Source organism: Oleiagrimonas citrea, from assembly GCF_012395255.1.
Taxonomy (GTDB): Bacteria; Pseudomonadota; Gammaproteobacteria; order Xanthomonadales; family Rhodanobacteraceae; genus Oleiagrimonas; species Oleiagrimonas citrea.
Window position 1 is genome coordinate 208566 of sequence record NZ_JAAZQD010000005.1, and the last position, 25590, is coordinate 234155.

A 25590-nucleotide genomic window follows, 5' to 3' on the forward strand; every position below is an offset into this window, starting at 1 on the left:
GCGCGTGACGGTCGCTGACCGCTGCGCGCGCCGCAAGCCGACCGGAGCCGCCGTGAAGATGCCATTCGCCGAATACTGGGAGCTGACCAAGCCACGCGTCGTCGCGTTGCTGGTGTTCTGCGCCGTGATCGGCATGTTCCTGGCCGTGCCCGGGCTGCCCCCGCTCAAGCCGCTGGTGTTCGGCTCGCTGGGCATCTGGATGGCCTCGGCGTCGGCGGCGGCCTTCAACCATCTCATCGACGAGCGCATCGACAAGCTCATGAGCCGCACCGCGCACCGTCCGCTGGCGACTGGCCAGCTGCGGGGGCGTCAGGTGTTCGCCTTCGCGTTTGCGCTGGGCGTGGTGTCGATGCTGATCCTGGTGTTCCTGGTCAACTGGATGACGGCGGCGCTGACCTTCGCCTCGCTGATCGGCTACGCGGTGATCTACACCGCGTTCCTGAAGCGCGCCACGCCGCAGAACATCGTCATCGGCGGCATCGCCGGCGCCGCACCGCCGTTGCTGGGCTGGTCGGCGATCACCGGCATGACCGGCGAGCGCGACTGGGCCTATGCGCTGCTGCTGGTGCTGATCATCTTCGTGTGGACGCCGCCGCATTTCTGGGCGCTGGCGATCTTCCGCCGCGAAGACTACTCGCGCGCGCAGGTGCCGATGCTGCCGGTCACGCACGGCGTGCACTACACGCGCTGGCATGTGCTGTTCTATACCATCCTGCTGGTGGTGGCGACGCTGCTGCCTGTGCTGACCGGCATGAGCGGCGTGCTGTACCTGGGCGGCGCGATGGTGCTGGGCGGCGGCTTCCTGTATTACGCCGTGCGCCTGATGAATCCGCCGGACGAGTTCTATCCGATGAAGGTGTTCCGCTACTCGATCACCTACCTGATGGCGCTGTTCGCCTTCCTGCTGCTCGATCACTGGCTGGTCGACCCGATGGTGCATCTGGGCACGATGGCCGGCTAGGATGGACTGAACGAGGGAGGCACGGCATGCGTCTGCTGGTGGTCGAGGATTCGCCGAACCTGGGACGCGACCTGCGCGAATCGCTGGCGCGGGACGGACATGCCGTGGATCTCGCCGCCGACGGCGCCCAGGCGCAGCAGTTTCTGGCCAGTTATGCCTACGACGCCGTGGTCCTGGACCTGATGATGCCGCGTGTGGACGGCTGGGGGGTGCTGCGCTGGCTGAACGGCCGTGAGCCGCGACCGCGGGTTCTGGTGCTGTCGGCACGCGATCAGGTCGAGGATCGCATCGAGGCGTTGCATCTGGGCGCTGACGACTACATGGTCAAGCCGTTCTCCTACGAGGAACTGTCCGCCCGCCTGCAGGCGCTGGCGCGGCGCAGCGTGCAGTCGGATCCCGTGCTGCGCCTGGGCGCGGTGGAGATCGATCCGCGCGCGCGGCAGGTGCGCGTGGACGGCGAGGTGCTGGCACTGACGCCGAAGGAATACGCCTTGCTGGAGACCCTGAGCACCGAGCGCGGGCGGGTCATGACGCGGACGGCGCTGTTCGAGCATCTGTACGATGCGCGCAGTGAATCCTCGGACAAGGTCATCGAGGTGCTGGTCAGCACGCTGCGCGGGAAACTGTCCAAGGCCGGGGTGACCGACCTGGTCCAGACCCGTCGAGGGTACGGCTATGTGGTCGAGTGAACGGCGCCCGCTTTCGATTCGCCTGCGCCTGCTGCTGTTTCTTTTCGCCGGTCTGGGCATCGTCATGCTCGGACTTTTCCTGTTGCTTGATCGCGGACTGGACCGGCAGATCTATGGACGGCTCGACGAAGGTCTGAAAGCCCGCGCGCATGCGATCGCGGTGCTGCTGGAATCGCGCCCGACCCAGGAGGCGCTGGCGGAGCTGCAGGCGATGAGTCCGGAGTACGCCGGCGGCGGGCATACCGATTTTCTGCAATTGTGGGATGCGTCGGGACACACGCTGCTGACGTCGGGGAGCAATCGCGACGCCAAGCTGACGCCGCCGGATGCGGTGCCGGCCAACGCGCCGTATTACTACGATCTGGTGCTTCCCGATGGGCATCACGGCCGTGCGATCGCTGTGCGTGTGACGCTGCAGGGGCGCAGCGGCGACGCCATTCTCGCCGTGGCCGAGGAGCGCGAGCAGGTCGATGCGCTCGAGCGGCAGGTGCACGTCGCGCTGGTGAGCGGCGTGATGCTGACATCGTTGATGGCCGTGGTGCTGGCTTTCCTGGCCGTTCGCGGCGGCCTGCGCCCTTTGCTCGCGTTCGGCGGTGCGGCGCGGGACGGGGCCGAGTCGGCGGACCTGCAGGCGGACACGCTGCCGCGCGAACTGCGTCCGTTGGCGCATGCGCTGAACGATGCATTCGGCGGTCTGCGTCGCGCGCTGCAGCGGGAGCGCCGTTTCGCGCGCGACGTGGCGCATGAACTGCGCACGCCGCTGGCCGAAATCCGTACCGCGGTGGAGCTGGCGCGCCGCGATGCGCAGGCGTCGCCGGCGTTGGAAGGGGCGCTGGACTCCACCGAGCGCATGAGCCGGTGCATCGACGGTCTGCTGTCCCTGTCTCGCTATGAGTCGGGCATGCAGGAAGCCCAGCTCGAGCCGGTTGACCTGTCGGCGTCGGTGCAACGTTCCCTGCAACTGGCCGCCAGCTCGGCGCAACGGCGGCGTGTGCGCATGCATCTGGATGCGCCGCCCGAATGCTGGACGCAGACCGACCCGGCGCTGCTCGAGCGCGTGATCGACAATCTGTTGTTGAACGCCGCCGATTACACCCCGGAAGGCAGTGAGGTGCTGGTGCGACTGAGATGTGCGGGGACGCACGTCGATGTGCGCATCGGCAATCCGGCGCCGGACCTGGAGCCGGGCGATCTGCAGCGTTTCGGCGAACGCTTCTGGCGCAAGTCGCCCGCGCGCGAGGCCAGTCGTCATGGAGGGCTGGGTTTGGCGCTGGCGCAGAGTCTGGCCGAGGTGCTCGGGCTGCGTCTGGATTTTCGTCTGGACGGCGGCTGGCTGTGGGCCGAACTGGGCGGTCTGAATCGTCTGGACGTGCCCGATTGAGGGCTTTGGCGGCATCTTAAGCTTGTTCAAAGCCGATCTCCGGATCCTCGATCATACGGATGGATATATCGAGGTTCGTCATGCGTCGAGGTTTGCTGGCCGGCCTGCTGCTGGCTGTTTTCGCGAGTCCCGTGATGGCCGGGACGCTGTTGAAGGTCTCCGCTTCGCAGCGTCAGGCCATGGGTATTCGTACGGCCGCGGTGAAAGCGGCGGGACACGTGCCGGTGGACGGCCTGCCGGCGACGGTACGCGCGCCGCTGCACGAGAGTGCCGTGGTCACGGCACCCTATGCCGGCATCACGGTCGCAGTGCTGGCGCGCGAGGGCGCGCAGGTCGAGCGCGGTCAGCCGCTGGCGCGCATTCAGAGCCGCGAGGCGATGCGACTGGGCGCCGATCTGGCCTCGGCGCAGGGCGACTATCGCGTGGCTCGTGCGCAGGCCGAGCGCGATCGCCAGCTGCTGGCCGAGGGCATCATCCCTTCGAGCCGTGCGCAGGCCGCGGATGCGCGTCGCGATGCGGCCGCGGCGCGCCTGCAGGAATTGAATGCGGCCCGGGCCATGGCGCCGAAGGCGGCCGGAGCGGCGCCGGGCACCTATGAATTGCGTTCGCCCTTGGCGGGGCGTGTCATCGAGCGCAGTCTGCGCCTGGGCGAGCCGGTTGCGGCGCTGGACAAGGCGTTCATGGTCGCCGAGCCCGGCCGCGGCATGCTGGAAATGCAGGTGCCGGCCCGGTACGCCTCGCGTCTGCGACCGGGATTGCCGGTGCGTACCGCCGACGGTGCGTCCGGCATGCTGAGCGAAATTGGCGCGGCGATCGATCGCGCCAGTCAGACGGTGCTGGTGCGCGCCAGCGTGAAGGGCGAAATGCTGCTGCCCGGCCAGCAGACCAGCGCCACGATCCAGCTGCCGCCGCCGGCGCACGCCTGGACGCTGGCGTCCGACGCCGTGGCCGACTTCGACGGCCGCAAGATCGTGTTCGTCGACAGGGGTACGGGTTTCGAGGCCGTGCCGGTGGCGGTGCAGGCACAGACTGGAGCGGGCCGCAGCGTGGTCACCGGCGCATTGGCTGCGGACAGCCGCGTGGTGATCGCGGGTGCGGGCGCCCTGAAGGCCATGCTGGTGGCGGGAGAGTGACATGCTGCAGCGCCTGATCGGATTCTCTCTGTCGCAGCGACTGCTGGTGCTCCTGGGCGCACTGGCGATCGTCGGTGCGGGCGTGTGGGCCTATTTGAAGCTGCCCATCGATGCCTATCCGAACATCGCCCCCACGCAGGTCAAGCTGATTCTGAAGGCGCCGGGCATGACGCCGGAGGAAGTCGAGACGCGCGTGGTGGTGCCGCTGGAAATGGAGCTTCTGGGCATCCCGCATGCGCAGATGCTGCGTTCGACGTCGAAGTACGCGATCGCCGATGTCACGCTCGATTTCGACGAAGGCACCGACATCTACTGGGCGCGGCAGCAGGTTTCCGAGCGTTTCGCGGCCGCGGCCGGAGAGCTTCCCGGCGATGTCAGCGGCGGTCTGGCACCGATCGCCACGCCGTTGTCGGACATGTTCATGTTCACGATCGAAGGCGGTGGCCTGAGTCTGGCCGAGCGCCGCACGCTGCTGGATTGGACCATCCGTCCGGCGCTGCGGACGATTCCGGGTGTGGCCGATCTGAACGCGCTGGGCGGCAAGGTGCGCACCTTCCTGGTGACGCCGGACCGCGCGCGTCTGTCCGCCGCCGGCCTGCATTTTCGCGATGTGGTCGATGCGATCGAACGCAACAATCGCAATGACGGTTCCGGTCGCCTGCGCGATGGCGACGATGCGCTGATCGTGCGTGCCGAGGGCGCGGTTTCTACCCTGGACGATCTGCGGCGCGTGGTCGTGGCGACCCGGGACGGCATGACGCTGCGCGTGGATGATCTGGCCCGCGTCAGTTACGGGAGTCTAACCCGATACGGTGCAGTCACTCGCGATGGCCTCGGTGAGGCAGTGGAAGGACTGGTGGTCGGACTGCGCGGCGCCGATGCCTCGAAGGTGGTCGACGCCGTGCGTGCGCGCCTGGACCAGTTGCAGTCGAGCCTGCCGAAGGGTGCGCGCATCGAAGTGTTCTACGATCGCGGCGCATTGATCGAGCGTGCCGTGGACACCGTGCGCAGCGCGCTGATCGAGGCCACCGTGCTGGTGGTGATCCTGCTTCTGCTGTTCCTCGGTGACGTCCGCGCTGCGGTAGTGGTGTCGCTGACCCTGCCGCTGGCGGTGCTGATCGCGTTCCTGATGATGCATGTGTTCGGTCTCAGCGCGAACCTGATGAGCCTGGGTGGCCTGGCCATCGCGATCGGCCTGCTGGTTGATGCCGCGGTGGTGGTGGTGGAGAACACCGTCAGCCACCTGGTGCCCGGACGCAGTGCCAGCGAGTTGCCAAAACCGCATCGCATCTATCGCGCGGTGGGTGAGGTGGCGAGCCCGGTGGTTTCGGGCATTGCCATCATCTGCCTGGTGTTCATGCCGCTGCTGACGCTGCAGGGACTGGAAGGAAAGCTGTTCGGTCCGGTGGCGATGACCATCATTTTCGCGTTGGCCGCTTCGCTGCTGCTGTCGATGACTGTGGTGCCGGTTCTGTGCTCGATGCTGCTGCGCGAGCGGCCGCACAAGGAGCCGTGGCTGATGCGTCAGATCGAACGCGGCTATCGGCCGCTGCTCGACTGGTCGCTGAAGCACACGCGCTGGATGGGGGCGATCGCCGGCGTTGCGCTGGTACTCGGTGTGCTGGCCTATGTCGGTACCGGCAAGACCTTCATGCCGACCATGGACGAAGGCGACGTGCTGATGCAGCTGACCAAGCAGCCGTCGATCAGCCTGCAGGCATCGCGCGATCAGGACATGGCCATCGAGCGCGCGATCAAGGCGCGTATTCCGGAAGTCGCGCACGTGGTCGCCCGACTGGGTTCGGACGAGCTGGGTCTGGACCCGATGAGCCTCAATGAGACCGACATGTTCCTCGAGCTCAAGCCGAAGGCGAGCTGGCGCGTGCCCGACAAGGTCTGGCTGGAAGATCAGTTGCGCGCGGTGATGAAGGATTTTCCCGGCATCGAGTACGGTTTCACCCAGCCGATCCAGATGCGTGTTTCGGAGATGCTGACGGGCAGCCGCGGCGACATTGCGGTGAAGGTGTTCGGTCCGGATCTGTCCACGCTCAACCAGATTGCCAACCGTATTGCCGCGATGCTGCAGAAGACGCCGGGCGGTCAGGACGTGATCGCGCAGACGCAGGAGGGCGTGCGCTACCTGGGCGTGCGCATTGACCGTCAGGCGGCCGGTCGTCATGGGCTGGATGTGTCGGCGGTCCAGGACGAATTGCGCGGTCAGCTGGAGGGCATGCGTGCCGGGACCGTGTTGGAACAGCAGCGTCGCGTCCCGGTTCTGGTCCGCGGCGACGCCCGCATGGCCGACACGCCGACCCTGTTCGAGCGCATGAACCTGGCGACCCCCGATGGCGGACAGGTGCCGCTGGATCGCATCGCCGCACTCAAGGCGACCACGGGTCCGGTGCAGATCCGGCGCGAGAACGGATCGCGTTTCGCCCTGGTGCAGGCCAATGTAGCCGGGCGTGATCTGGTCGGTTTCGTCGACGAAGTGCGGGCTGCGGTCGAGCGCGATATTCATTTGCCGACCGGCTACAGCGTGACCTGGGGTGGCCAGTTCGAGAACCAGCAGCGGGCCGCTGCGCGCTTGACGCTGGTGATCCCGGTCTCGCTGGCGTTGATCTTCCTGGTGCTGTTCTCCACGTTCGGCTCGATTCGCCAGGCCGTGCTGATCCTCTGCAATGTGCCGTTCGCGCTGGTCGGCGGCATCGTCGCATTGTGGCTTTCGGGGCAGTACCTCTCGGTGCCGGCCTCGGTCGGATTCATCGCGCTGCTGGGCATTGCGGTATTGAACGGTCTGGTCCTGGTCTCCTATTTCAATCAGCTCCGCGCCACCGGCATGGCCATGAACGAGGTGGTCCGCGAGGGTGCGCTGCGTCGTCTGCGGCCGGTGATGATGACCGCTTCCATCGCCGCGCTCGGTCTGGTGCCGCTGCTGTTCGCCAGCGGTCCCGGCTCGGAAGTGCAGAAGCCGCTGGCCATCGTGGTGATCGGCGGCCTGGTGACCTGCACGGCATTGACCCTTCTGCTGCTGCCGACCCTGTTCCGCCGCTTCGGTGAGGCGCGTCGGGTGGAGAAGAACGCATGAACGTGAAACTGAAACGTTTGACCATCCTGTCGCCGCGGGATCTCGAGGATCCCGTACTGGAGACGCTGCTGGAGATGCAACCGGCACTGCCGGGTTTCACCACGCTGGCGGTCTCCGGGCACGGGGAGAGTTTCGAGGGCGCGCGTGCGCAGGAGCAGGTGCGCGGGCGCATCGATCGCAGCATGGTCTGGCTGGTGCTGCCGGAAGAGGACGTGGAACGCACGCTCACGCAGTTGAGCCGGAGCATGCCGCATCCGGACATCATCTGGTGGGTGGAACCCGTGGATGCGATGGGGAAACTGGCATGAAGCGCAGCTTTTTGTGTTCAATGATGTTCGTGATCGCGCTGATTCCGGTGTCGTCCTGGGCGCAGCATAAGGAGTCCGCAGCGAAGCCTTCGTCGCTGCCACCGGCTTCCCTGGCGCTACGCGCGATCGAACGGACGCCCGAAGTGCAGTTAGCCGCGGCGGCTCTGGCGCGTGCGGAAGCCGATGCGCGCCTGCGCAGGGTGGGGCCGCACGAATTCCAGCTCAGCGCGATCCCGCAGCGTCGCCGTGTCGAGGGAGGCCCCACGTTCAACGAGTGGGAAGCCGAAATCAGTCGTGCCGTGCGCTGGCCGGGCAAGGCGCGGCTGGACCGCGAGATCGGTCAGTACGGCGTGGAGGCGGCGCAGTTGAATCTGGCCGATGCTCATCATGCCGGTGCGCGTCGGTTGCTGGCGCTGTGGGCTATGTGGCAGCGCGCCAGCGTGACGGCGCGGCAGCAGCACCTGCAGGTTGATGTGTGGGAGCGCGATCGCAAGGCCATCGCCCGCCGTGTCGAACTGGGCGATGCCGCGTTGCGCGACCGCGTTGCTGCCGATGCCGCGCTGGCGCAGGCACGTGCCGCGGCGCTTCAAGCCGATGCTGACGAGGCTTCGGCGCGACGGATGCTGCAGAGCGCCTTTCCGGGGCTGCCGCTTCCGCCGCGCGTCCGACTGGATGCCATGCCTCCCGAGCTGAGCGGCACGAATCTGCATTGGAGTCAGCTCATCGTGCAGCGCAGTCATGAGATCGGCGCCGCGGAAGCCGTGGTGCGCATGCGCGAATCCGAAGCGCGCCGCGCTCGCGCCGACCGCCTGGCGGACCCGACTGTGGGGGTGCGCGTGCTGAATGATCTCGGTGGGCGCGAGCGTGCGGTGGGCCTGGTCTTCAGCATGCCCATCGGCGTGCGGCAGCGAGGCGCGAAGGCGGCCGCCGCCGAGGCCGATGCGCTCAGCGCCCAGGCTGACTCGGCCATGGTGCAGCGCGATGTCTCCCGCGATGCGCGCGAAGCGGTGGCGCGCGCACGCTCGGCGCGTGCCGTCTGGCGCAGCCGCGAGCAGGCGCTGAAGGCGGCTGACGACAGTGCGGCCAAGGCGGAGCGCGCCTATGCATTGGGTGAGAGCGGTCTGGCCGAATTGCTGGCGGCTCGTCGCACGGCGCTCGATGCGGCGCTGGCTGAACGTCGAGCCGCGGTCGACGCGCTGGAGGGTGTCGCGCGGGTGCGCATCGATGCGCACGAAATGTGGCATCACCATACCGGCGGTTCGGATCCCGATGAGCATGCGGGCGAGGCTATGCATCTGCCCGACCTGTGATCGTCATTGGTCAGTCGCCTTTTCGGTCGTTATCCTCATGCTGAATCGTTTGAAGGATTCTGCTACACGAAAAAGGAGACACCATGGCAATGGAACGAATCAGCATCATCGTCGCGGCAGCACTCGGCGTGTTGGCGTTTTCGACGACGGCAGTGCGTAGCGCACCGGTTCTGGACAGTGCGGGAACGTCGCGGTCCGAGCACGCCACGCCGCCGTCCTTCAGTCAGCTGGACCGCAACCACGATGGCCGTCTGATGCGTTCGGAGGTGCCGCATGACATGCACCGGCTCCGGCGCCACTTCCGGCAGTACGATCGTGACGGCAACGGTTCGCTGTCCAAGCACGAATACAACGCGTTTGCGCATCCGAAGGTGTATCGGAAGATCGAGTGATGGCTCTAGCGGGTCGAGCTCGCGCTAGACGGCCAAGCCCGCGGCGTGACCCGACGCCCAGGCCCACTGGAAGTTGTAGCCGCCCAGCCAGCCGGTGACGTCCACGACTTCGCCGATGAAATACAGGCCGGGCGTACTGCGCGATGCCATCGTTTTCGACGAGAGACCGTCGGTATCGACGCCGCCGAGCGTGACTTCCGCGGTGCGGTAGCCCTCACTGCCGCTGGCCACGATGGGCCAGTCCTGCAGGCGCTGGCCGATGCGCTGCAGGTCCGCGGCCGGGTACTGGCGCAGCGGACGGCTGCCGAAGTCGAGTTCGCACAGTCGTTGTGCAAGGCGTTTGGGCAGGCGTTCGGACAGTGTGGTCTTGAGTTCGCGGTCCGGGCGCGCATGGCGCTCGGCGGCGAGCCAGGCTTCAGCATCTTCGCCGGGAAGAAAATCGAGGTGCACAGTCTCGCCGGGGTGCCAGTACGAGGACACCTGCAGGATGGCCGGTCCGCTCACGCCCCGGTGCGTGAACAGAAGGCCGGCGCGGAAGGCTTTTCGCTCGCTGCGCGCTTCGACTTCGGGCACGGCGACGCCGGACAGGTCCCGATAGCGATCCAGGTGCTTGCCGCTCAGCGTCAGCGGCACCAGACCGGCTCGCGTCGGCAGCACGGTGTGCCCGAACTGTCTCGCCAGGTCGTAGCCGAAGCCGCTGGCGCCCATGCTCGGGATCGACAGTCCGCCGCTGGCGACCACCAGCGATGCGCAGGCCATCGGGCCGTGCGTAGTGCGCAGCGCGAAACCTTCGCCGGTGCGTTGCACATTCTCGATGGTGCAGCGCGTGCGGATGTCCACGCCGGCCTGCGCGCATTCGTCCAGCAGCATGCGCACGATCAGCTTCGAGGAGATGTCGCAGAACAGCTGTCCGCGTTCCTTCTCGTGGTAGGCGATGCCGTGCTTCTCGACCAGGGCGATGAAGTCGTGCGGTGTGTAGCGCGCCAGTGCGGACTTGGCGAAGTGCGGATTGGCGGACAGGTAGTTGTCCGGCGTCACGCCAAGATTGGTGAAGTTGCAGCGCCCGCCGCCGGACATGAGGATCTTCTTGCCGACGCGATTGGCGTGGTCGAGCACGGTGACGCGGCGGCCGCGCTGACCGGCGACGAGGGCGCACATGAGTCCCGCGGCGCCGCCGCCGATGACGATGACATCGGTGTTCATCGTGGTGGTGCGGCCAGTTCGCGCGCGTCGAGAAAGCCGTCGTGGTTGGCGTCCTGGCGCTGGAAGGTCGCGGCGAGATTATGGCGGTACTGCGCCAGCGTGATCGCGCCGTGGCGACGCGGACCGGGCGGCTGCTCGGCGACCTCGATCACGTCGTCGTGATTGCGGTCCATGCTGCGGAAGCCCTGGCTCATGTGCGCCTGGTATTCGGCCAGGCTGACGCGGCCGTCGCCGTTGCGATCCATGATGCGCAGATAGGCGTTGAGCGTGGCGGGCGGATTGGCCGACGCCAGCGCGGGCGTCAGCAACGACGCCGTCAGCAGCAGGCGCAGGCCGCGCATCAGTGTCCGTCGATGTCGATGAAGCGCAGGAACTCGGCGCGGGTGCGCGCGTCCTCGCGGAAGGTGCCGAGCATCTGGCTGGTCACCATGGACACGCCGCGCTTGTGCACGCCGCGCGTGGTCATGCACTCGTGGCTGGCGTCGATGACCACGCCGACGCCGCGCGGCTGCAGCGTCTCCAGAATGCAGTGGGCGATCTGCGCGGTGAGCTTTTCCTGCACCTGGAAGCGACGCGCGAATCCGTCCACCACGCGCGCCAGTTTGCTGATGCCGACGACCTTCTTGTCCGGCAGGTAGCCAACGTGGGCGCGACCGATGATCGGCGCCATGTGGTGTTCGCAGTGGCTCTCGAATTCGATGCCGCGCAGCACCACCAGTTCGTCGTAGCCCTCGACTTCCTCGAAGGTACGGCGCAGGTACTCGCCGGGATCTTCCTCGTAGCCGGAGAACCAGTCGCGATAGGCCTTCACCACGCGCTTGGGCGTATCCAGCAGGCCTTCGCGCGAAGGGTCTTCGCCAGCCCAGCGCAGCAGCACGCGGACGGCGTCCTCGGCCTGTTCGCGGGTGACGTCGGAATGGGTCGGGTCGCTCATGGTGAATCCTTTGCGGTCAGACGCACAGTGTACCGTGAACCGGCTGGAGTGCCCGGCATTCGGACGGCTCAGCCGTCGTCCGTATCGGACTCGGGGGCGTCCAGCGACGCGCCGAGCAGGCGCTGAGTGTCCTCGCCCGAGAGCGATTCCACGCCGCGCAACTTGCGGGTGATGGTGGTGGTCTTGCCGGTGGCGCGCTTGAGCGTATTGCGCACGGTGTCGACTTGCTTGATGGCCGAATCGAGGATGCCGCCGAACTTGCCGAATTCGTTCTTCACTGCGCCCAGCAGTTCCCAGACCTCGCTGGATCGCTGCTCGATGGCCAGCGTGCGGAAGCCCATCTGCAGGCTGTTGAGCAGGGCGTTGAGCGTGGTCGGTCCGGCCACGGTGACGCGGTGTTCGCGCTGCAGCTGCTCGAACAGGCCGGGGCGGCGGATCACTTCCGCGTAGAGTCCCTCGGTGGGCAGGAACAGGATCGCGAAGTCGGTGGTGTGCGGCGGCGCGATGTATTTCTCGCGGATGGTCTTGGCTTCATCGCGCACGCGACGTTCCAGCGCCAGCGCGGCCGCGTTGGCGGCGTCGGCGTCGGCATTTTCCTGCGCGTCAAGCAGGCGTTCGTAGTCCTCGCGCGGGAACTTGGCGTCGATCGGCAGCCACACCGGCTTGTCGGCTTCCTGGCCGGGCATGCGGATGGCGAATTCCACGCGTTCGTTGGAGGCCGGCACGGTGGCGACGTTGGCCGCGTACTGTTCGGCCACCAGGACCTGTTCCAGCAGCATGCCCAGTTGCACTTCGCCGAACGTGCCGCGCGTCTTCACGTTGGTCAGCACGCGCTTGAGGTCGCCGACACCGGCGGCCAGGCTCTGCATCTCACCGAGACCGCGCTGAACCGCTTCGAGGCGTTCGGATACGAGCTTGAACGACTGGCCCAGGCGCGTTTCCAGGGTCGACTGGAGTTTCTCGTCGACGGTCTGACGCATCTTGTCCAGTTGCTGTGCATTGTCCTGCTGCAGCGCCTTGATCTGTGCTTCCAGTGTGCCGCGCATCTCGCCCATGCGTTTCTCGTTCTGTTCGGTCAGCTCGTTCAGGCGCTGCTGCAGCAGTTCGCCGAAGCGTTGCTGGCCGGTCTGGGCTTCCTCGCGTGCCTTGCGGGCGTCCTCGATGAGTCCGTTGCGCAGGGTTTCCAGGCCGCGGTCGGTGCGCTCGGTCAGCTGCTGCAGGCGGGTGCCGAAGCCGTCGATGCGCTCGCGCTGCTGCGCGCCCGCGCTGTCTAGCTGCTGCTGCACATGGCCGCGAAACTGCTCGAAGGCCTGTGCCAGCTCGCCGCGTCCGCCGCGCTGTTCCTCGCGCAGCACGCGTTCCAGCCGCTCGCCGTCGCCCTTGAGAGCGTCCAGGCGGTTCAGCAGCGCCTGCGGAGCGCGCTGGCGCCACAGGATCACGAGCAGAAGCAGTACGGCGAGGCCGAGTGCGGCGGCGATGACGATCAGCAGGGTTTCTTGAGCGGGCATGAGGACTCCGGGGCGTTGCCCGTCAGTGTACGACGCCGTGTCGCAGATGCTGAGCCAAGGGTGAGCCCGGATCGGCCAGCCACGTCGGGTTCATCCCCGCGATATACGTACATGCCACCATAAAGCGTAGATGAATCAATCTCTTTTCGAGCAGTGGAGGCGACATGGAACACCGCTACGAGTACCTCATCATCGGCGGCGGCATGACCGCGGACGCCGCGGTCAGCGCGATCCGCGAGCGTGACGCCGAGGGGCGCATCGGCCTGATCGGCGCCGAACGCGAGCCGCCGTACGAGCGCCCGCCGCTGAGCAAGGCGCTGTGGAAAGGCGACAAGAACGTGGCATCTGTCGATCTGGACACGCGCCGGCACACGCTGGATATGCATCTGGGCCGTCGCGCGGTCGCACTGGACCGCGCCGAGCGGGTCGTGCGCGACGACCAGGGCGACACCTACCGCTACGAGAAGCTGCTGCTGGCGACCGGCGCGCGTGCCCGCACGTTGCCGTTTTCCGGCGAGCGAGTGGTGAATTTCCGCACCCAGGACGACTATCTGCGTCTGCGTCGTTTTGCGGTGGAGGGCGCGCACGTCGCCGTGGTCGGCGGCGGCTTCATCGGCGCCGAACTGGCGGCCTCGCTGACCGATGCCGGCTGCAAGGTCAGCATGATCTTCCCGGGCGACGCGATCGGCGCCGGACGATTTTCCGACGGCCTGGGCGATTTCCTCAACGAGTACTACCGTGAGCGCGGCGTGGACCTGCGTCCCGGACGGACTGTCGAGGATGGCCGGGCCGACGACGACAGCGTCATCCTGAAGCTGTCGGACGGTAGCGAACTGAAGGTCGATGCGGTGGCGGCCGGGCTGGGCGTGGAACCGGAGACCGAACTGGCCGAGCAGTCCGGTTTGAAGGTCGAGAACGGCATCATCGTCGACGCGCGCCTGCGTACGGCGGATCCGGCCATCTGGGCCGCCGGTGATGTGGCGAATTTCCCATCGTTGGCGCTGGGTCATCGTCGCCGCGTCGAACACGAGAATGCCGCCATCAGCATGGGCCACCACGCCGGGTGTGGCATGGCCGGCGAGGATCGCGCCTACACCACGCAGCCGTTTTTCTATTCCGACCTGTTCGATCTCGGCTACGAGGCCGTGGGCGATCTCGACGCGCGGCACCTGGAAGTGGTCGAGCACTGGGCCGAGCCCTACAAACGCGGCGTGACCTACTACATGGACGGCGGCCGCGTGTGCGGCGTGCTGCTGTGGAACGTCTGGGGCCAGACCGATGCGGCCGCCGAGCTGATTGCCGCGCCGGGGCCGTACGATGGCGACAATCTGCGGCATCGCATTCCGATGGGTTAGCGAACGCGGGCGCGTGCCGCCAGCCGTTGCGCGATGACTGCGCAGACCATCAGCTGCGTGACGTGGAACATCATCAGCGGCAGCACCAGTGCGCCGAAACTCGCGGCCTGGCCGGCGAACAGCACGCGCGCCATGGGCATGCCGCTGGCCAGGCTTTTCTTCGAGCCGCAGAAGAAGATCGCGATGCGATCCTCGCGGGAAAAGCCCAGGCGGCCGCTGGCGAAGACGTTGATGAGCATGACCGCCGTGAGCAGGCCCGCGTCGATGGCGAACGTCGCGATCAGTGCGCTGGTCGGTGTTTCGTGCCACAAACCGCCGACCACGGCCGCGCTGAAGGAGGTGTAGACCACCAGCAGGATGGTGCCGTGGTCGCTGAGCTTGAGCATGCGTGCATGGCGGTCCATGAACACGCCGGTCCAGGGCCGCGAGAGGTGGCCGAGCACGAACGGCAGCATCAGCAGCAGAAGAATGTCGACCACGGCCTTCCCCGACACGCCACCATGCTGTGCCAGCAGAAGTCCGACCAGCAGTGGAGTCAGAAACACGCCGATCAGACTCGACGTCGAGGCGCTGACCACGGCAGCCGGCACGTTGCCGCCCGCCATCGAGGTGAAGGCGATCGACGACTGCACCGTCGAGGGCAGGGTGCACAGAAACAGCACGCCGGCGTACAGCCCCGGTGTCAGCAGCCATTCGCCGAGCGGTCGGATCAGCAGTCCCAGCACCGGGAACAGCACGAAGGTACAGGCGAACACCGTCAGATGCAGTTTCCAGTGCGTAGCGCCGGCCAGTACGGATTGCCGCGACAGCTTGGCACCGTGCAGAAAGAACAGTGCCGCGATGGCCGCGTCCGTGAGCACATCCATGAAGTGTGCGAATCCGCCGCGACAAGGCAGCAGCGACGCCAGCACGATGGTGGCGATCAGCGCGAGGGAGAAGTTGTCCGGGCGGAGGCGGCGGAGCAGGGGATGGGACATGCGTGTTCCCGGGCGGTCCGCGATCCACACGGATGGCGGTGCGAAGCGAAGGCGATGGCGATGTCTGAAGTCTACCCGCAGGTGCCTGATGCGCGGGTGGAACTCAGGCCGATTCGTCCTCGACGTTTCCGGGAGCGGCATGACGCCGTTTGCGCCGTCGCCAGACGTAGATGGCGATGCCGACGACCAGCGCGCCGAGCACGATCCACAGGCCGGTCTGGCCACGGTGTATCCAGGTCAGCAGCCATTCGTGGTTGTTGGCGCCGAAATAGCCCAGGTAGACCCACACCGGCACGCTGATGAGTGCGGCCAGTCCGTCCAGCAGCAGGAAGCGGGTGAACGAGACGCGATGGGTAAGGCCGGCGCTGACGAATACCGCTGTGCGCATGCCGGGCAGGAAGCGGGCCGTGAACAGCAGCCGATTGCCGTAGCGTTCGAACTGCTTCTGCACCGCGTTGTAGCGCTTGGGCGTGAGCACCCATTTCAGCGGACGCTTGTGCAGCAGGCGCACACCGTAGTGGTGACCGGCCAGGAACATGCCTGCGTCGCCCACCAGCACACCGAGCATGGTCACGGCGAACATCACGTGTACGTTGGCGTAGCCCAGGCCGGCGATGACGCCGCCGGCGACCAGGGTCACGTCCTCGGGGATCGGCGCGCCCATGCCGCATACCAGCAAGGCCATGAACACGGCCAGATAGCCGTTCTCGGCAAAGAAGGTGATGAGGCGGGTGAGCAGGTCCATTCGTGACGTCAGGGGCCGTCCGGTGCGTGAAACGACGATCTTCCCATGGATCGCGGTGCGATCACAGAGCGAAGACTGCGGTCGCGCGTCACGGTCAGGAGGCCTTCTTCGACTTGGCAGCGAGCAGGGCGCGCAATTCGCTCTTGCCGTCCGCGTCGATGCGGCCCTGGGCAAAGGCCGCCTGCAGGAATTCGATGCGTTGCAGGTCAGCCTGCCGCTCCATCTGCGTCAGCGCGTCGAGGAATTCATTGCGCTGCATGTCGGCGTCGCCGACGACATCTGCCATGGCCAGTTTCTGCAGGGCCGCGGCCTCCTCGCGCTCGGCGAAGTGCTCGAGCAGCACGCCGGTGCGGATGCCGGGGCGGGTGCGGATCAGTTCGATCAGTTCGATCAGCAGTGGTACGCCTGGTCTGTCCAGGCGCGAAAAGCCGTACGGGGGTTCCAGTTCCTCGGCCAGGCTTGGGCGCGCCAGCAGCAGGGCGATGGCGCTGCGCACCAGGGTCCGGCGCACGCTGCGCGACTGCATCGGGCGCTCGGCGCGCGGTGGCGCGTCGGGTTCGAAGCGTGTCTGCGCGCCGGTGCGCGCGGTCAGTTCCTGCCCCATCAGGTCGCGGAACGCGCCGTCGGGCAGACGCGCGATCAGGGGGCGGGCGCGTTCGGCCAGGCGTGCGCGCCCGTCGATGGAGCGCAGGTCGATGTCCTCGCCGAGGTGATCGAAGAAGTATTCCGACAGCGGGGTGGCGTCGGCTAGACGGCGCTCGAAGCCGTCCTTGCCCTCGGCGCGGATCAGCGAATCCGGGTCCTCGCCTTCGGGCAGGAACAGGAAGAACGCCTGGCGTCCATCGCGCAGGCGTGGCAGCGCGGCTTCCAGCGCCTTCCAGGCGGCGGCACGGCCGGCGCGGTCGCCGTCGAAGCAGAACACCACGTCGGGCGCGCTGCGGAACAGGCGCTCGGTATGCTCGGGCGTGGTCGCGGTGCCCAGCGTGGCCACGGCGATGGGCAGACCGGCCTGATGCAGGGCGATGGCGTCCATATAGCCCTCGACCACCAGTAGCCGCGTCAGCGAGGCGTTGGCCTGCTTGCACTGCCACAGGCCGAACAGCTCGCGGCCCTTGTGGAACAGCGGCGTCTCGGGCGAGTTGAGGTATTTCGGACCGTCGCCGTCGAGAATGCGTCCGCCAAAGGCGATGACGCGGCCGCGGCGGTCCATGATCGGGAACATCAGGCGCGCGCGGAAGCGGTCGTACTTGCCGCGATCGCCGGTCGAGATCATGCCGGCCTGCTCCAGCCACTGCTTGCGCTCGGGCGTGGTGCCGAGTCGGTTCAGCAGGCTGCTGCCGCCCGGCGCCCAGCCGATGCGGAAGCGGGCGATGGTGTCGGCGTCGAGACCGCGCTGATCGCAATAGGCCCGGGCCGGTGCATTTTCACGCAGGGCCTTCTCGTAGAAGGTCGCGGCCTGGTCGAGCAGTTCGTACCAGCCGCTGCGGTCCTCGCGCGGACGGTTGTCGCCGCCCTCGCGCGGCACTTCCAGTCCCACCGACTGCGCCAGTTCCTCGACCGCGTCGGGGAACTCCAGGCGCTCGTACTCCATCAGGAACTTGATCGCGCTGCCGTGCGCGCCGCAACCGAAGCAGTGATAGAACTGCTTCTGCGGGCTGACGTAGAAGGACGGCGTGCGCTCGTCGTGGAATGGGCAGCAGGCGGTCCATTCGCGGCCGGCCTTCTTCAACGGCACGCGCCGCTCCACCACTTCGACGATGTCGATGCGGGTAAGCAGGTCGTCGATGAAGCTTTCGGGAATCAGGCCACGCATGGGACCGCTAGGATGCCACGCCGCGGCGTGGCATGCGCGTACTTTTGATGCTCAGAGCCCGAGTCTTCGGCGCAGTTCGGCGGCGATGGCGGCGGTTTCGCGGAGCGGGGCTGTCGTGGTCGGGGCCTCGTCTTCGAGGTCGTGCAGCAAGCCGCGCTGGCGCAATGCGGCATGGAAGCGCGCCAGCTTCGGCGGCAGCGTCTCCGGAGCCAGGGTGTGCACGGGCGCGCCGGTGGCGGCGGCCTCGGAGAGCATGTTGACGGAGTCGGGCGTCACGATCAGGCGGTCGGCCCAGCCGAGCACGCCGGGGTAGGGGTTGGGGCCGTCCGCGACGTTGCGCCACTGCAGACCCGGAACGCCCTCCAGTGCGTCGCGCACGCGTTCGAACAGCGCGTCCGGCGTGCGACGCGAGGCCAGCAGCAGCACGCTGCCGCCGTCTCGCTGCCGGCGCGCGCGGAGATGGGCGACCAGGCGGTTGGTCCAGGCCTCGTCGAGCGGTGCGCCGCGCCGCGGTCCGCCCAGCAGGACGCCAAGACGCGGGCCGGGCAGCTCGCCGAGGTGGGCGAAGGCTTCGCGGCCACTCGCCAGCCAGGCATCGTCGATGGGATTCAGCGAACCCAGCGGGTTGAGCACGTTGGGGCCGGTCAGCCCATCGTGCTGCGGTGCGATCACGGCATCCCAGTGCTTCGGGTCGATGCGCGGATCGAGAATCTGCACGCAGCGGGTGGTGCCGCCGGAGAGGTCGGGCAGCAGGCGGGTCAGCAAGGCCGCGGCGCGTCCGCAGCCGATGGCCAGGTCCGGCCAGGGTGGCGCCAGGTGGTGCCGGTGTCCGGCGTCCACAGCGAGACGGCCGCCGGGCAGCCTGCGTGGCGCCAGCCATGACCAGGGTGGCCGCAGCGGCAGCACGAGATTGCGTGCCGGCAGTTCCAGCGCCTGCGCCAGGGCCAGTGCCTGCCGCTCGTTGCCGGCCGCGCCGTCGGTGAGCACCCAGCAACGTTGTGCGGTGCCGGAAACGGGTTTTGTGTCGTTTTCGAGCACAGTCTGTTCTCGGTGGCGGGGGTGGAAGGGTCGCACGGGACCCCTACACTGGGAAACGCCGATGTCGAATCATGGCTGTTGCGGATCGACTGCGCGGCCTCGGCCCGTCCTCACCTTCATGGAGTCTGATGCTATGCGTACTTTCTTCGCCACCCTGCTGATCGGTCTGCTATCCGCCGCGCCGGTCATGGCCAAGCCGGTCACCTACAAACTCGATCCCAACCACACCCAGATCCGTGTGGTCTGGAATCACTTCGGGTTCTCCAACCCGGACGCCAACTTCACCCACATCACCGGCACGCTGGTGTACGACGCCGCCGATCCGGCGAAGTCGTCGGTGAAGGTCGATATTCCGCTGTCCGGGCTGGACACGCACGTCACCAAGCTGGACGAGCACCTGAAGGGCGCCGATTTCTTCAACGTCGCGAAATTCCCGACCGCGCACTTCGTCAGCACCAAGGTGACGCCCGCGGGCAAGGACAAGCTGACGGTCGACGGTAACCTCAGCGTGCACGGCGTGACCAAGCCGGTGACGCTGCATGTGACCGTCAACAAGGTTGGCATCCAGCCGATGCTGAAGGCGCCGGCGGCCGGCTTCGACGCCACCACCACGCTTAAGCGCAGCGACTTCGGCGTGGGTGCCTACGCGCCGATGGTCAGCGACGAGGTGAAGGTGCATATCACCGTCGAGGCGCTGGGCGCGGAAGCCTACGCCAAGATGCAGAAGATGATGAAGGGCGAGTGATTGCCACGGCGCCCGCCGTCGTGAGCCGGCGGCGGGCGCTATCGTTTCAGTTCCCGCCGACGCCCGCGTCGCGCAGCTTTTCCAGCGCATCCAGGTTCACCGCGTCGACGGCATCCTTGAGTACCTCGAAATCCTTTGCATGGCCCTGTGCGCGCACCGCATAGCGGCCGCCGACCAGTACGGCGTATTCGCCGCTTCGGGTCTTGTCGTTCCAGCGTTCGTGCACGATGCGGTCGCCGTCGTGGCGGACTTTCTCGAAGCCGTCGTCGGTGACGGTTTCCATGTCTTGCGTGATCATGCCGCTGAGCGCGAGCAGTGAGCGCGCGCCGCCGGTGTCGGTGATGGTCAGATCGACGCGCTGGCCGTTCTCGCCGAGGTAGGTGGCGCGGGCCTGGCTGATCTGCATGTTCATCACGTCCTGGCGGCTGGCGCGGGCGTTGTTGCGCGTCAGGTCGTCCAGACCGCCGGGCAGCAGGGCGCGCATGCGGTCGGGGGCCATCGATTGGATGTGCTCGGCGGCCGTCTTGTCGCTGTTGTCCGCGTCGTCCGCTCGCTTGTTCCGGTCTTCGAGCTGCGCCATCGCGCTGGCGACATCCGCCTGCGCGGCGCGGTCCGCGTGGTGGTGAAGGCGATGCATCAGGATGCCGGCTCCGGTCACGGCGCCGAGGATCGCGGCGAGCACCCAGCCGAGGAGGATCGCGATCAAGACGCTCAGTGCGGTGTAGCCGAGACGCTTCTCGGCCGGGCACTGCATGGTGTGCGGCAGACCGAGGTAGAACAGGTAGATGGCGTACAGGCCGCCGGCGAACATGACGAGCCAGCCGATCCAGGGAATGACCACGGCCATGCCGGCGACCCACGATGCGGTCCAGGCATAGGCCGTGAGTTTCAGCGCCTGGATAGGGTCCTTGCGGCCTTCGAAGGTCGGCGCCAGCGCATTGACCACGGCGGCGACCACGTACACCAGCACAAGGCTGAGGACATAGCCGAGCATCAGTCGCCAAATCCCGTGGCCGAAGGAATCGCGCACGTGCATGCCGAATGCGTAATAGCCAATCAGGCTGGACTTGATGAACGCGAAGACCACCGGCACGGCGGCCAGAATCAGGATGTAGCGCTTGTACAGCGAGGCGACGGATTCTGCTTCGCCTGCGATGACGGGCCATTCCCGGTTCGGCTGCAGCAAAATGCCCTTGATCCGGGTCAGTAGTCTGTCGAAATCCATGGCGTTCTCCCTGATGATGTGTCGATGGCCGTGACGGCGCATGCGAGGCGCGTTCCACCCCTGTCGCGCTCCGTAGCATTCTAGGACATCGTGCACGGATGCCGATTCGGCCGTAGGCACTAGGCGCATGTGTTTCTATCGCCCAGGCTCCTGGCCGGATCGTGCCGACGCGACCCCGGCTGCGGTACCATGTCGGTCTCACTTTCGACCCTGGAGCCTGACCCATGCAGCGCCAAGATCCGGCCGCGGAAAAACTGGTGCCGGCCAATGCCGAACATCGTTACAAAGTGACGCACAGCGACCTTCCGCTGTCGTGTCCGATGCCGGGCATGTACCTGTGGAACTCGCACCCGCGGGTGTATCTGCCCATCGAGGACGAGGGCGGAACCGCCGTATGTCCCTATTGCGCCGCGCAATATGTGCTAACGGACTGAAATCTGCGTTCCGAATCACATATTTGACTCCTGATTCGGCATGTTCTTTGCTTGACATTCCAGGGATGCTTGGGACATAGGCAGTGACGCCATGTACAACACCGGGCCGCAGAGTCCCTTCAACATGCCAAACCGGGTACCTACCGTTGCCCGGTCGTCGTCGCCGATGACCGTGGTTCAATTGATGCCTGCCATGCATTCGGGCGGGGCGGAACGGTCGACCCTGGAAATCGCCAGCGCGCTGGTTGCCGCCGGGCATCGTTCGGTGGTGATCTCGGCGGGCGGACGGCTGGTGCACAAGCTGGAGGAAGGCGGCAGCCGGCACATCACCCTGGATATCGGCCGCAAGTCGCTGGGCGTGTTCGGCAAGGTGCGCGCGCTGCGCCGTCTGCTGCGCGAGATCAAGCCCGACATCGTGCACGCGCGCTCGCGCATGCCAGCGTGGCTGGGCTACCTGGCCCTTCGCGGCATGAAACCGCGACCACACTTCGTCACTACCGTGCACGGGCTCAACTCGCCGGGGTTCTACAGCCGCATCATGCTGCGTGGCGACCGCGTGATCGCGGTGTCGCAGAGCGTGCGCGATTACGTCATCAAGCACTATCCGGATTTCGACCGTTCGCGCCTGGAGGTGATTCCGCGCGGCGTCGACAGTGCGGCCTTTCCGTATGGCTATCGGCCCGAGGACGAATGGCGCGAGCGCTTCTTCAGCGAATATCCGCAGTTGGACGCGTTTCCGCTGCTGACGCTGCCGGGTCGCGGCACGCGTCTCAAGGGACACGACGACGCCATCGAACTGCTGGCCGGGCTGCACAGTCGCGGCATCGAGGCACGACTGCTGCTGCTGGGCGTGATCGAGCCTGGGCGCGAAGCCTACGTCGCCGAGTTGCGGCAACGCATTTCAGCGCGCGGCATGGACGACAAGGTGGTGATGACGCCGCCGCGCGATGATGTGCGCGACATCTTTGCGGTGTCATCGCTCATCCTGCAGCTGTCCAACAAGCCCGAATCGTTCGGTCGCACCGTGATCGAAGCGCTCTCGCTGTGCCGTCCCGTGCTGGGCTATGCCCACGGCGGTGTCGGCGAATTGCTCGCCGAGCTGTATCCCGCCGGCCGCGTGCCGCTGGGCGACAAGGAGCGGCTGGTCGAGCGCGCCGCCGAGTTGCTGCGTCTGGCGCCGTCGATTGCGCCGCTGGATCGTTATCGTCTGCAGGACATGCAGATGGATGTGCTGCGCCTGTACGACGAACTGCTCACACATACGGACACGGATTGAACGCTGTTTCGCCGTGACGCATGGCTGTCGGGCTTCCGGCTGGCCTACAATCGGCCTTTGTCTCGCGGATGGCCGTGCATGTCCGAAGCCTCGTCCCTGAAAGCCGCACTGCGTTCGCCACTGTTGCCATTCTGGCTGGTGCTGGCGCTATTGCCGCTCGGCCGCGCCAGCGAGTTGGGCACGCTGCTGTGCCTGTTCGGCTGCGTGATGCTGTTCGCGCGCGAGCCGCATGCGTTGTCCAATCATGCCGGCGCGCGACTGCTGCTGATGCTGTTCGCGGCGTACCTGCTGGCTGCGCTGCTGTCGGCGCTCGACAGCGTGGCGCCGGGACGCAGCTGGCTGACGGTGGCCGGCATTCTTCGCTATGCCCCGCTGGGCATCTACGCCTGTTTCGCCATCCGTCGCTGGCCGCGCCTGCGGGCGATGTACGTCGCCAGCGCCATCGTCGTGGCGTGCTGGGCGCTGGACGCCTGGGTGCAGATGTTCACCGGCTGGAGTCTGGGCGGGCAGGCTGCGCCACATCGGATATCGGGCATCTTCGGCGCCGACAATCTCAAGCTGGGGCCGGTGCTGGCCAGTCTGTCGCCCTTCGTGGTGTGGGCAGCGCGCGAGCGCTGGGGCTTGCGCGGGATGGTTGCCGCGCTGCTTCTGCTACTGGGGCCGATTCTGCTGTCCGGTTCGCGCGCGGCGTGGCTGACGTTCGCATTGGTGGTGCTGGCCTATGCCGCGTTCGAGGCACGCACACTGAAGCGTTTTGCATTGTTCTGCGCGGGCGGGTTGGTTGCACTGGCGCTGGCGGTCGGTGTGGCCTGGCAGTTTTCGCCGCGCTTCGAGGCGCGTGTCACGCGCAGCATGCAGGTGTTCAGCGACAGCGAGTCGGGCGTGAATGCGGCATTGAGCGGACGCCTGGATATCTGGGGCGTGGCCGCGCGCATGTATGCGGGGCATCCGATCAACGGCGTCGGCGTGCGCGGCTTCCGCTATGCCTATCCGCAGTACGCGCCGAAGAACGATCATTTCGTGGTCAGCGACGAGGCCTGCGGCGCGCATGAGGGCGCCTGTCATGCGCATCAACTGCTGCTGGAGGTTGCCAGTGAGACGGGCACGCTCGGGTTGCTGATCTGGCTGGCGGCCGCCGTGGTGGCCGTCCGCGCCTGGCGTCGTGTCGGGTCGGCGGCGCGGCGACGCGCGTTTCCGGCGACGCTGGCGCTGGGCGTGACGCTGTTTCCGCTGAACACGCACCTGGCGTTCTACTCGGCCTGGTGGGGATTGCTGTTCTGGTGGCTGCTGGCGCTGTGGTGCGCGGCGCTGTTCGTGGTCGAGGAATCGCCGGGAGTCGTGCATGGCCGGTCGTGAACCGCTGTCGGTGGTGGTTATCACTTACAACAACGCCGACACACTGGATCGTTGTTTGCGTGAGGTCGACTGGGTCGAGGACCTGGTGGTACTCGATTCCGGTTCGGACGACGACACGGTGGCCATCGCCCGCCAGCACGGAGCGCGGGTGGAGACGCATCCGTTCGACGACTACGGCCCGCAGAAGCAGCGCGCCATCGACATGGCGCGGCACGACTGGGTGCTGAATCTGGATGCCGACGAAATCCTGTCGCCGGGCACGCGCGAGGTGATCGAGCGGGCGCTGGTTGCACCGGATGTCGCCGGTTACCGCCTGCCGCGCCGCGAACGCATGTTCTGGGGCGTGCAGCACCGCCACAGTCATCGCAATGGGCATCTGCGACTGTTCGATCGCCGCCGCGGCGGCATGAACGATGTCGAGGTGCATGCCGCCGTCGAAGTCGATGGCCCGGTGCGCACGCTGCGCGAGGCGGATTTCGTCAACGACGGCGATGCCGACATTGCGACGCGTGTGGACAAGATCAACCGCTATTCCAGCGGCATGGTCGCGCACAAGTTGCGCCGGCGGCAGCGCTTCACAGGCGTGCGCATGGTGCTGTATCCGCCGGTGTTCTTTCTGCGGCAGTACCTGTTCAAACGCTACTTCCTCAGCGGCTGGGCCGGCTTCGTCGCCAGCGTGACCGGCGCGTTCTATGTGTTCCTGAAATACGCGAAGCTGTACGAGGCGCGGCGGAACGCGCGTGCGCACGACGACGGTCAGCGGCGCGAGTAGACCGGCGATTCGCCGGGTGGGCGCGTCTTGAAGCGCTTGTGTACCCACAGATACTGCTCGGGCGCCTCGCGCACCATCTGCTCGATGGCGGCGTTGACGCGCGCGGTATCGGCGACGACGTCCCTGCTCGGGAACGCCTCCAGCGGCGCGCCGATGTGGATGGCGTATCCCCGGCCGTGATCGAGGCGGCGGTGGAAGAACGGCATCACGCAGGCGCCGGACAGGCGCGCCAGATGATGGGTGGCGGTGATGGTGGCCGCCGGCACGCCGAAGAACGGCACGAACACGCTGTCCTTGCTGCGCATGTCCTGGTCCGGCGCGTACCACAGCGTGCCGCCGTTGCGCAGATAGCGCACGGTGCCGCGCAGATCGTCCTTGTCGAACATGGCCTCGGCGTAGTCCAGCCGCGCGCGCAGCACGGCCCATTCGAACACGTCCGAATCCATGCGCCGGTACATGCCGGCGATGCGGATCTGGTCCGAAACCAGACGCGCGCACAGCTCCAGGTGCGAGAAATGGCCGCCGACCAGCAGTACGCCGCGCGATTGCGCCTTGGCGGCTTCCAGGTGCTCCAGGCCTTCGATGGTCACGGGAATGCGCGATACAGCGGCATCGCTGCCCATCCAGCCGACCGCGAACTCGGCCAGCATCATGCCCAGGTCACGCATGTGCGCATCGACCAGTGCCTTCTGTGCGGCGGCATCGCGCTCGGGAAAGCACAGCGCGATGTTGCGCTCGGCGATCGGGCGACGGGCGTTCGGTATGCGGTTGATCAGCGCACCGAGCAGGCGCCCCATGCCCAGCAGCCAGCGGTACGGCAGACGCGCCAGCAGCCAGGTGCAGCCGAGCCCGATCCACGCCGGCCATTGGGTCGGGCGGAGCAGGGCGGAACGGAAGGATGGACGCGTGGCACCGGGCATGGAGGACCGATTGTAGTCAATGCGCGCCCG

Annotated in this window: 24 protein-coding genes; 14 read left to right on the top strand and 10 right to left on the bottom strand. The window is 66.9% G+C overall.

What is annotated here, in order from left to right:
* Positions 1-52 precede the first annotated feature (52 nt).
* From HF690_RS13290 to HF690_RS13325, 8 genes are all read left to right on the top strand, one after another.
* Entirely contained in the window at positions 53-961 is a 909-nt protein-coding gene (locus tag HF690_RS13290) for a heme o synthase (RefSeq protein WP_255420388.1), read from the top strand.
* A 26-nt stretch (positions 962-987) separates the two neighbouring features.
* The gene (locus tag HF690_RS13295; protein WP_168609776.1) at positions 988-1650 is read left to right on the top strand and encodes a response regulator transcription factor; all 663 of its coding nucleotides are present in this window, start codon (positions 988-990) and stop codon (positions 1648-1650) included.
* Entirely contained in the window at positions 1637-3031 is a 1395-nt protein-coding gene (locus HF690_RS13300; protein WP_168609777.1) for a sensor histidine kinase, read from the top strand. Before HF690_RS13295 ends, HF690_RS13300 begins: the two co-directional genes overlap by 14 nt.
* Positions 3032-3111: 80 nt before the next feature.
* The gene (locus HF690_RS13305) at positions 3112-4164 is read left to right on the top strand and encodes an efflux RND transporter periplasmic adaptor subunit (RefSeq protein WP_168609778.1); all 1053 of its coding nucleotides are present in this window, start codon (positions 3112-3114) and stop codon (positions 4162-4164) included.
* A gap of 1 nt (position 4165) precedes the next feature.
* Complete coding sequence (locus HF690_RS13310) at positions 4166-7249, top strand: efflux RND transporter permease subunit (protein ID WP_113065748.1); 3084 nt, start codon at positions 4166-4168, stop codon at positions 7247-7249.
* Entirely contained in the window at positions 7246-7557 is a 312-nt protein-coding gene (locus HF690_RS13315) for a DUF3240 family protein (protein WP_113065749.1), read from the top strand. The genes HF690_RS13310 and HF690_RS13315 overlap by 4 nt, the downstream gene beginning before the upstream one ends.
* Positions 7554-8867: a TolC family protein gene (locus HF690_RS13320; protein ID WP_168609779.1), complete on the top strand. Its 1314-nt coding sequence runs from the start codon at positions 7554-7556 to the stop codon at positions 8865-8867. The genes HF690_RS13315 and HF690_RS13320 overlap by 4 nt, the downstream gene beginning before the upstream one ends.
* An 83-nt stretch (positions 8868-8950) precedes the next feature.
* On the top strand, positions 8951-9259 hold the full coding sequence (locus HF690_RS13325; protein ID WP_113065751.1) for an EF-hand domain-containing protein: 309 nt from the start codon (positions 8951-8953) through the stop codon (positions 9257-9259).
* Positions 9260-9283: 24 nt separating this feature from the next.
* Here the strand turns inward: HF690_RS13325 and HF690_RS13330 are convergent, their stop codons facing one another.
* From HF690_RS13330 to HF690_RS13345, 4 genes are all read right to left on the bottom strand, one after another.
* Positions 9284-10462, bottom strand: coding sequence for a BaiN/RdsA family NAD(P)/FAD-dependent oxidoreductase (locus HF690_RS13330; protein ID WP_168609780.1), 1179 nt, complete (start codon positions 10460-10462; stop codon positions 9284-9286).
* A complete protein-coding gene (locus tag HF690_RS13335) occupies positions 10459-10803 on the bottom strand; it encodes an EF-hand domain-containing protein (protein WP_240151769.1) in 345 nt (114 codons plus the stop codon). Before HF690_RS13335 ends, HF690_RS13330 begins: the two co-directional genes overlap by 4 nt.
* The gene (gene folE, locus HF690_RS13340) at positions 10803-11396 is read right to left on the bottom strand and encodes a GTP cyclohydrolase I FolE (RefSeq protein WP_113065753.1); all 594 of its coding nucleotides are present in this window, start codon (positions 11394-11396) and stop codon (positions 10803-10805) included. Before folE ends, HF690_RS13335 begins: the two co-directional genes overlap by 1 nt.
* A gap of 68 nt (positions 11397-11464) precedes the next feature.
* Positions 11465-12904, bottom strand: coding sequence for a DNA recombination protein RmuC (locus tag HF690_RS13345; RefSeq protein ID WP_168609781.1), 1440 nt, complete (start codon positions 12902-12904; stop codon positions 11465-11467).
* A 164-nt stretch (positions 12905-13068) separates the two neighbouring features.
* Here HF690_RS13345 and HF690_RS13350 point away from each other — a divergent pair, with 164 nt between their 5' ends.
* Complete coding sequence (locus tag HF690_RS13350) at positions 13069-14259, top strand: NAD(P)/FAD-dependent oxidoreductase (protein ID WP_168609782.1); 1191 nt, start codon at positions 13069-13071, stop codon at positions 14257-14259.
* Here HF690_RS13350 and HF690_RS13355 read toward each other — a convergent pair.
* The 4 genes from HF690_RS13355 to HF690_RS13370 all read right to left on the bottom strand — a co-directional run bounded on the left by HF690_RS13355 (position 14256) and on the right by HF690_RS13370 (position 18832).
* Entirely contained in the window at positions 14256-15236 is a 981-nt protein-coding gene (locus tag HF690_RS13355; RefSeq protein WP_168609783.1) for a bile acid:sodium symporter family protein, read from the bottom strand. The two genes, HF690_RS13350 and HF690_RS13355, sit on opposite strands and share 4 nt — an antisense overlap.
* Positions 15237-15339: 103 nt before the next feature.
* Entirely contained in the window at positions 15340-15981 is a 642-nt protein-coding gene (locus HF690_RS13360; RefSeq protein WP_113065757.1) for a DedA family protein, read from the bottom strand.
* Between the two features lie 94 nt (positions 15982-16075).
* Positions 16076-17794, bottom strand: coding sequence for a DNA primase (gene dnaG, locus HF690_RS13365; protein ID WP_113065758.1), 1719 nt, complete (start codon positions 17792-17794; stop codon positions 16076-16078).
* 51 nt (positions 17795-17845) lie between these two features.
* Entirely contained in the window at positions 17846-18832 is a 987-nt protein-coding gene (locus HF690_RS13370) for an ELM1/GtrOC1 family putative glycosyltransferase (protein WP_168609784.1), read from the bottom strand.
* A gap of 187 nt (positions 18833-19019) precedes the next feature.
* Between HF690_RS13370 and HF690_RS13375 the strand changes: the two genes are divergently transcribed.
* The gene (locus HF690_RS13375) at positions 19020-19577 is read left to right on the top strand and encodes a YceI family protein (RefSeq protein ID WP_240151780.1); all 558 of its coding nucleotides are present in this window, start codon (positions 19020-19022) and stop codon (positions 19575-19577) included.
* A gap of 46 nt (positions 19578-19623) precedes the next feature.
* Here HF690_RS13375 and HF690_RS13380 read toward each other — a convergent pair whose 3' ends face one another.
* Positions 19624-20802 carry a Yip1 family protein gene (locus tag HF690_RS13380; protein ID WP_168609785.1) on the bottom strand — a complete coding sequence of 393 codons (1179 nt, stop codon included), beginning with the start codon at positions 20800-20802 and terminating at the stop codon, positions 19624-19626.
* A gap of 224 nt (positions 20803-21026) precedes the next feature.
* Here HF690_RS13380 and HF690_RS13385 point away from each other — a divergent pair, with 224 nt between their 5' ends.
* The 4 genes from HF690_RS13385 to HF690_RS13400 all read left to right on the top strand — a co-directional run bounded on the left by HF690_RS13385 (position 21027) and on the right by HF690_RS13400 (position 24640).
* Positions 21027-21236, top strand: a complete 210-nt coding sequence (locus HF690_RS13385; RefSeq protein WP_113065762.1) for a zinc-finger domain-containing protein — start codon at positions 21027-21029, stop codon at positions 21234-21236.
* A 184-nt stretch (positions 21237-21420) separates the two neighbouring features.
* Positions 21421-22512, top strand: coding sequence for a glycosyltransferase (locus tag HF690_RS13390; protein WP_240151770.1), 1092 nt, complete (start codon positions 21421-21423; stop codon positions 22510-22512).
* 78 nt (positions 22513-22590) lie between these two features.
* Positions 22591-23868 carry an O-antigen ligase family protein gene (locus tag HF690_RS13395; RefSeq protein ID WP_168609786.1) on the top strand — a complete coding sequence of 426 codons (1278 nt, stop codon included), beginning with the start codon at positions 22591-22593 and terminating at the stop codon, positions 23866-23868.
* Complete coding sequence (locus HF690_RS13400) at positions 23855-24640, top strand: glycosyltransferase family 2 protein (protein ID WP_113065765.1); 786 nt, start codon at positions 23855-23857, stop codon at positions 24638-24640. The genes HF690_RS13395 and HF690_RS13400 overlap by 14 nt, the downstream gene beginning before the upstream one ends.
* On the opposite strand, the gene lpxL is transcribed toward HF690_RS13400, so the two are convergent.
* Positions 24625-25560 (bottom strand): LpxL/LpxP family Kdo(2)-lipid IV(A) lauroyl/palmitoleoyl acyltransferase, encoded by a 936-nt coding sequence (lpxL, locus tag HF690_RS13405; RefSeq protein ID WP_168609787.1) that lies wholly within the window; start codon positions 25558-25560, stop codon positions 24625-24627. The two genes, HF690_RS13400 and lpxL, sit on opposite strands and share 16 nt — an antisense overlap.
* Positions 25561-25590 lie beyond the last annotated feature (30 nt).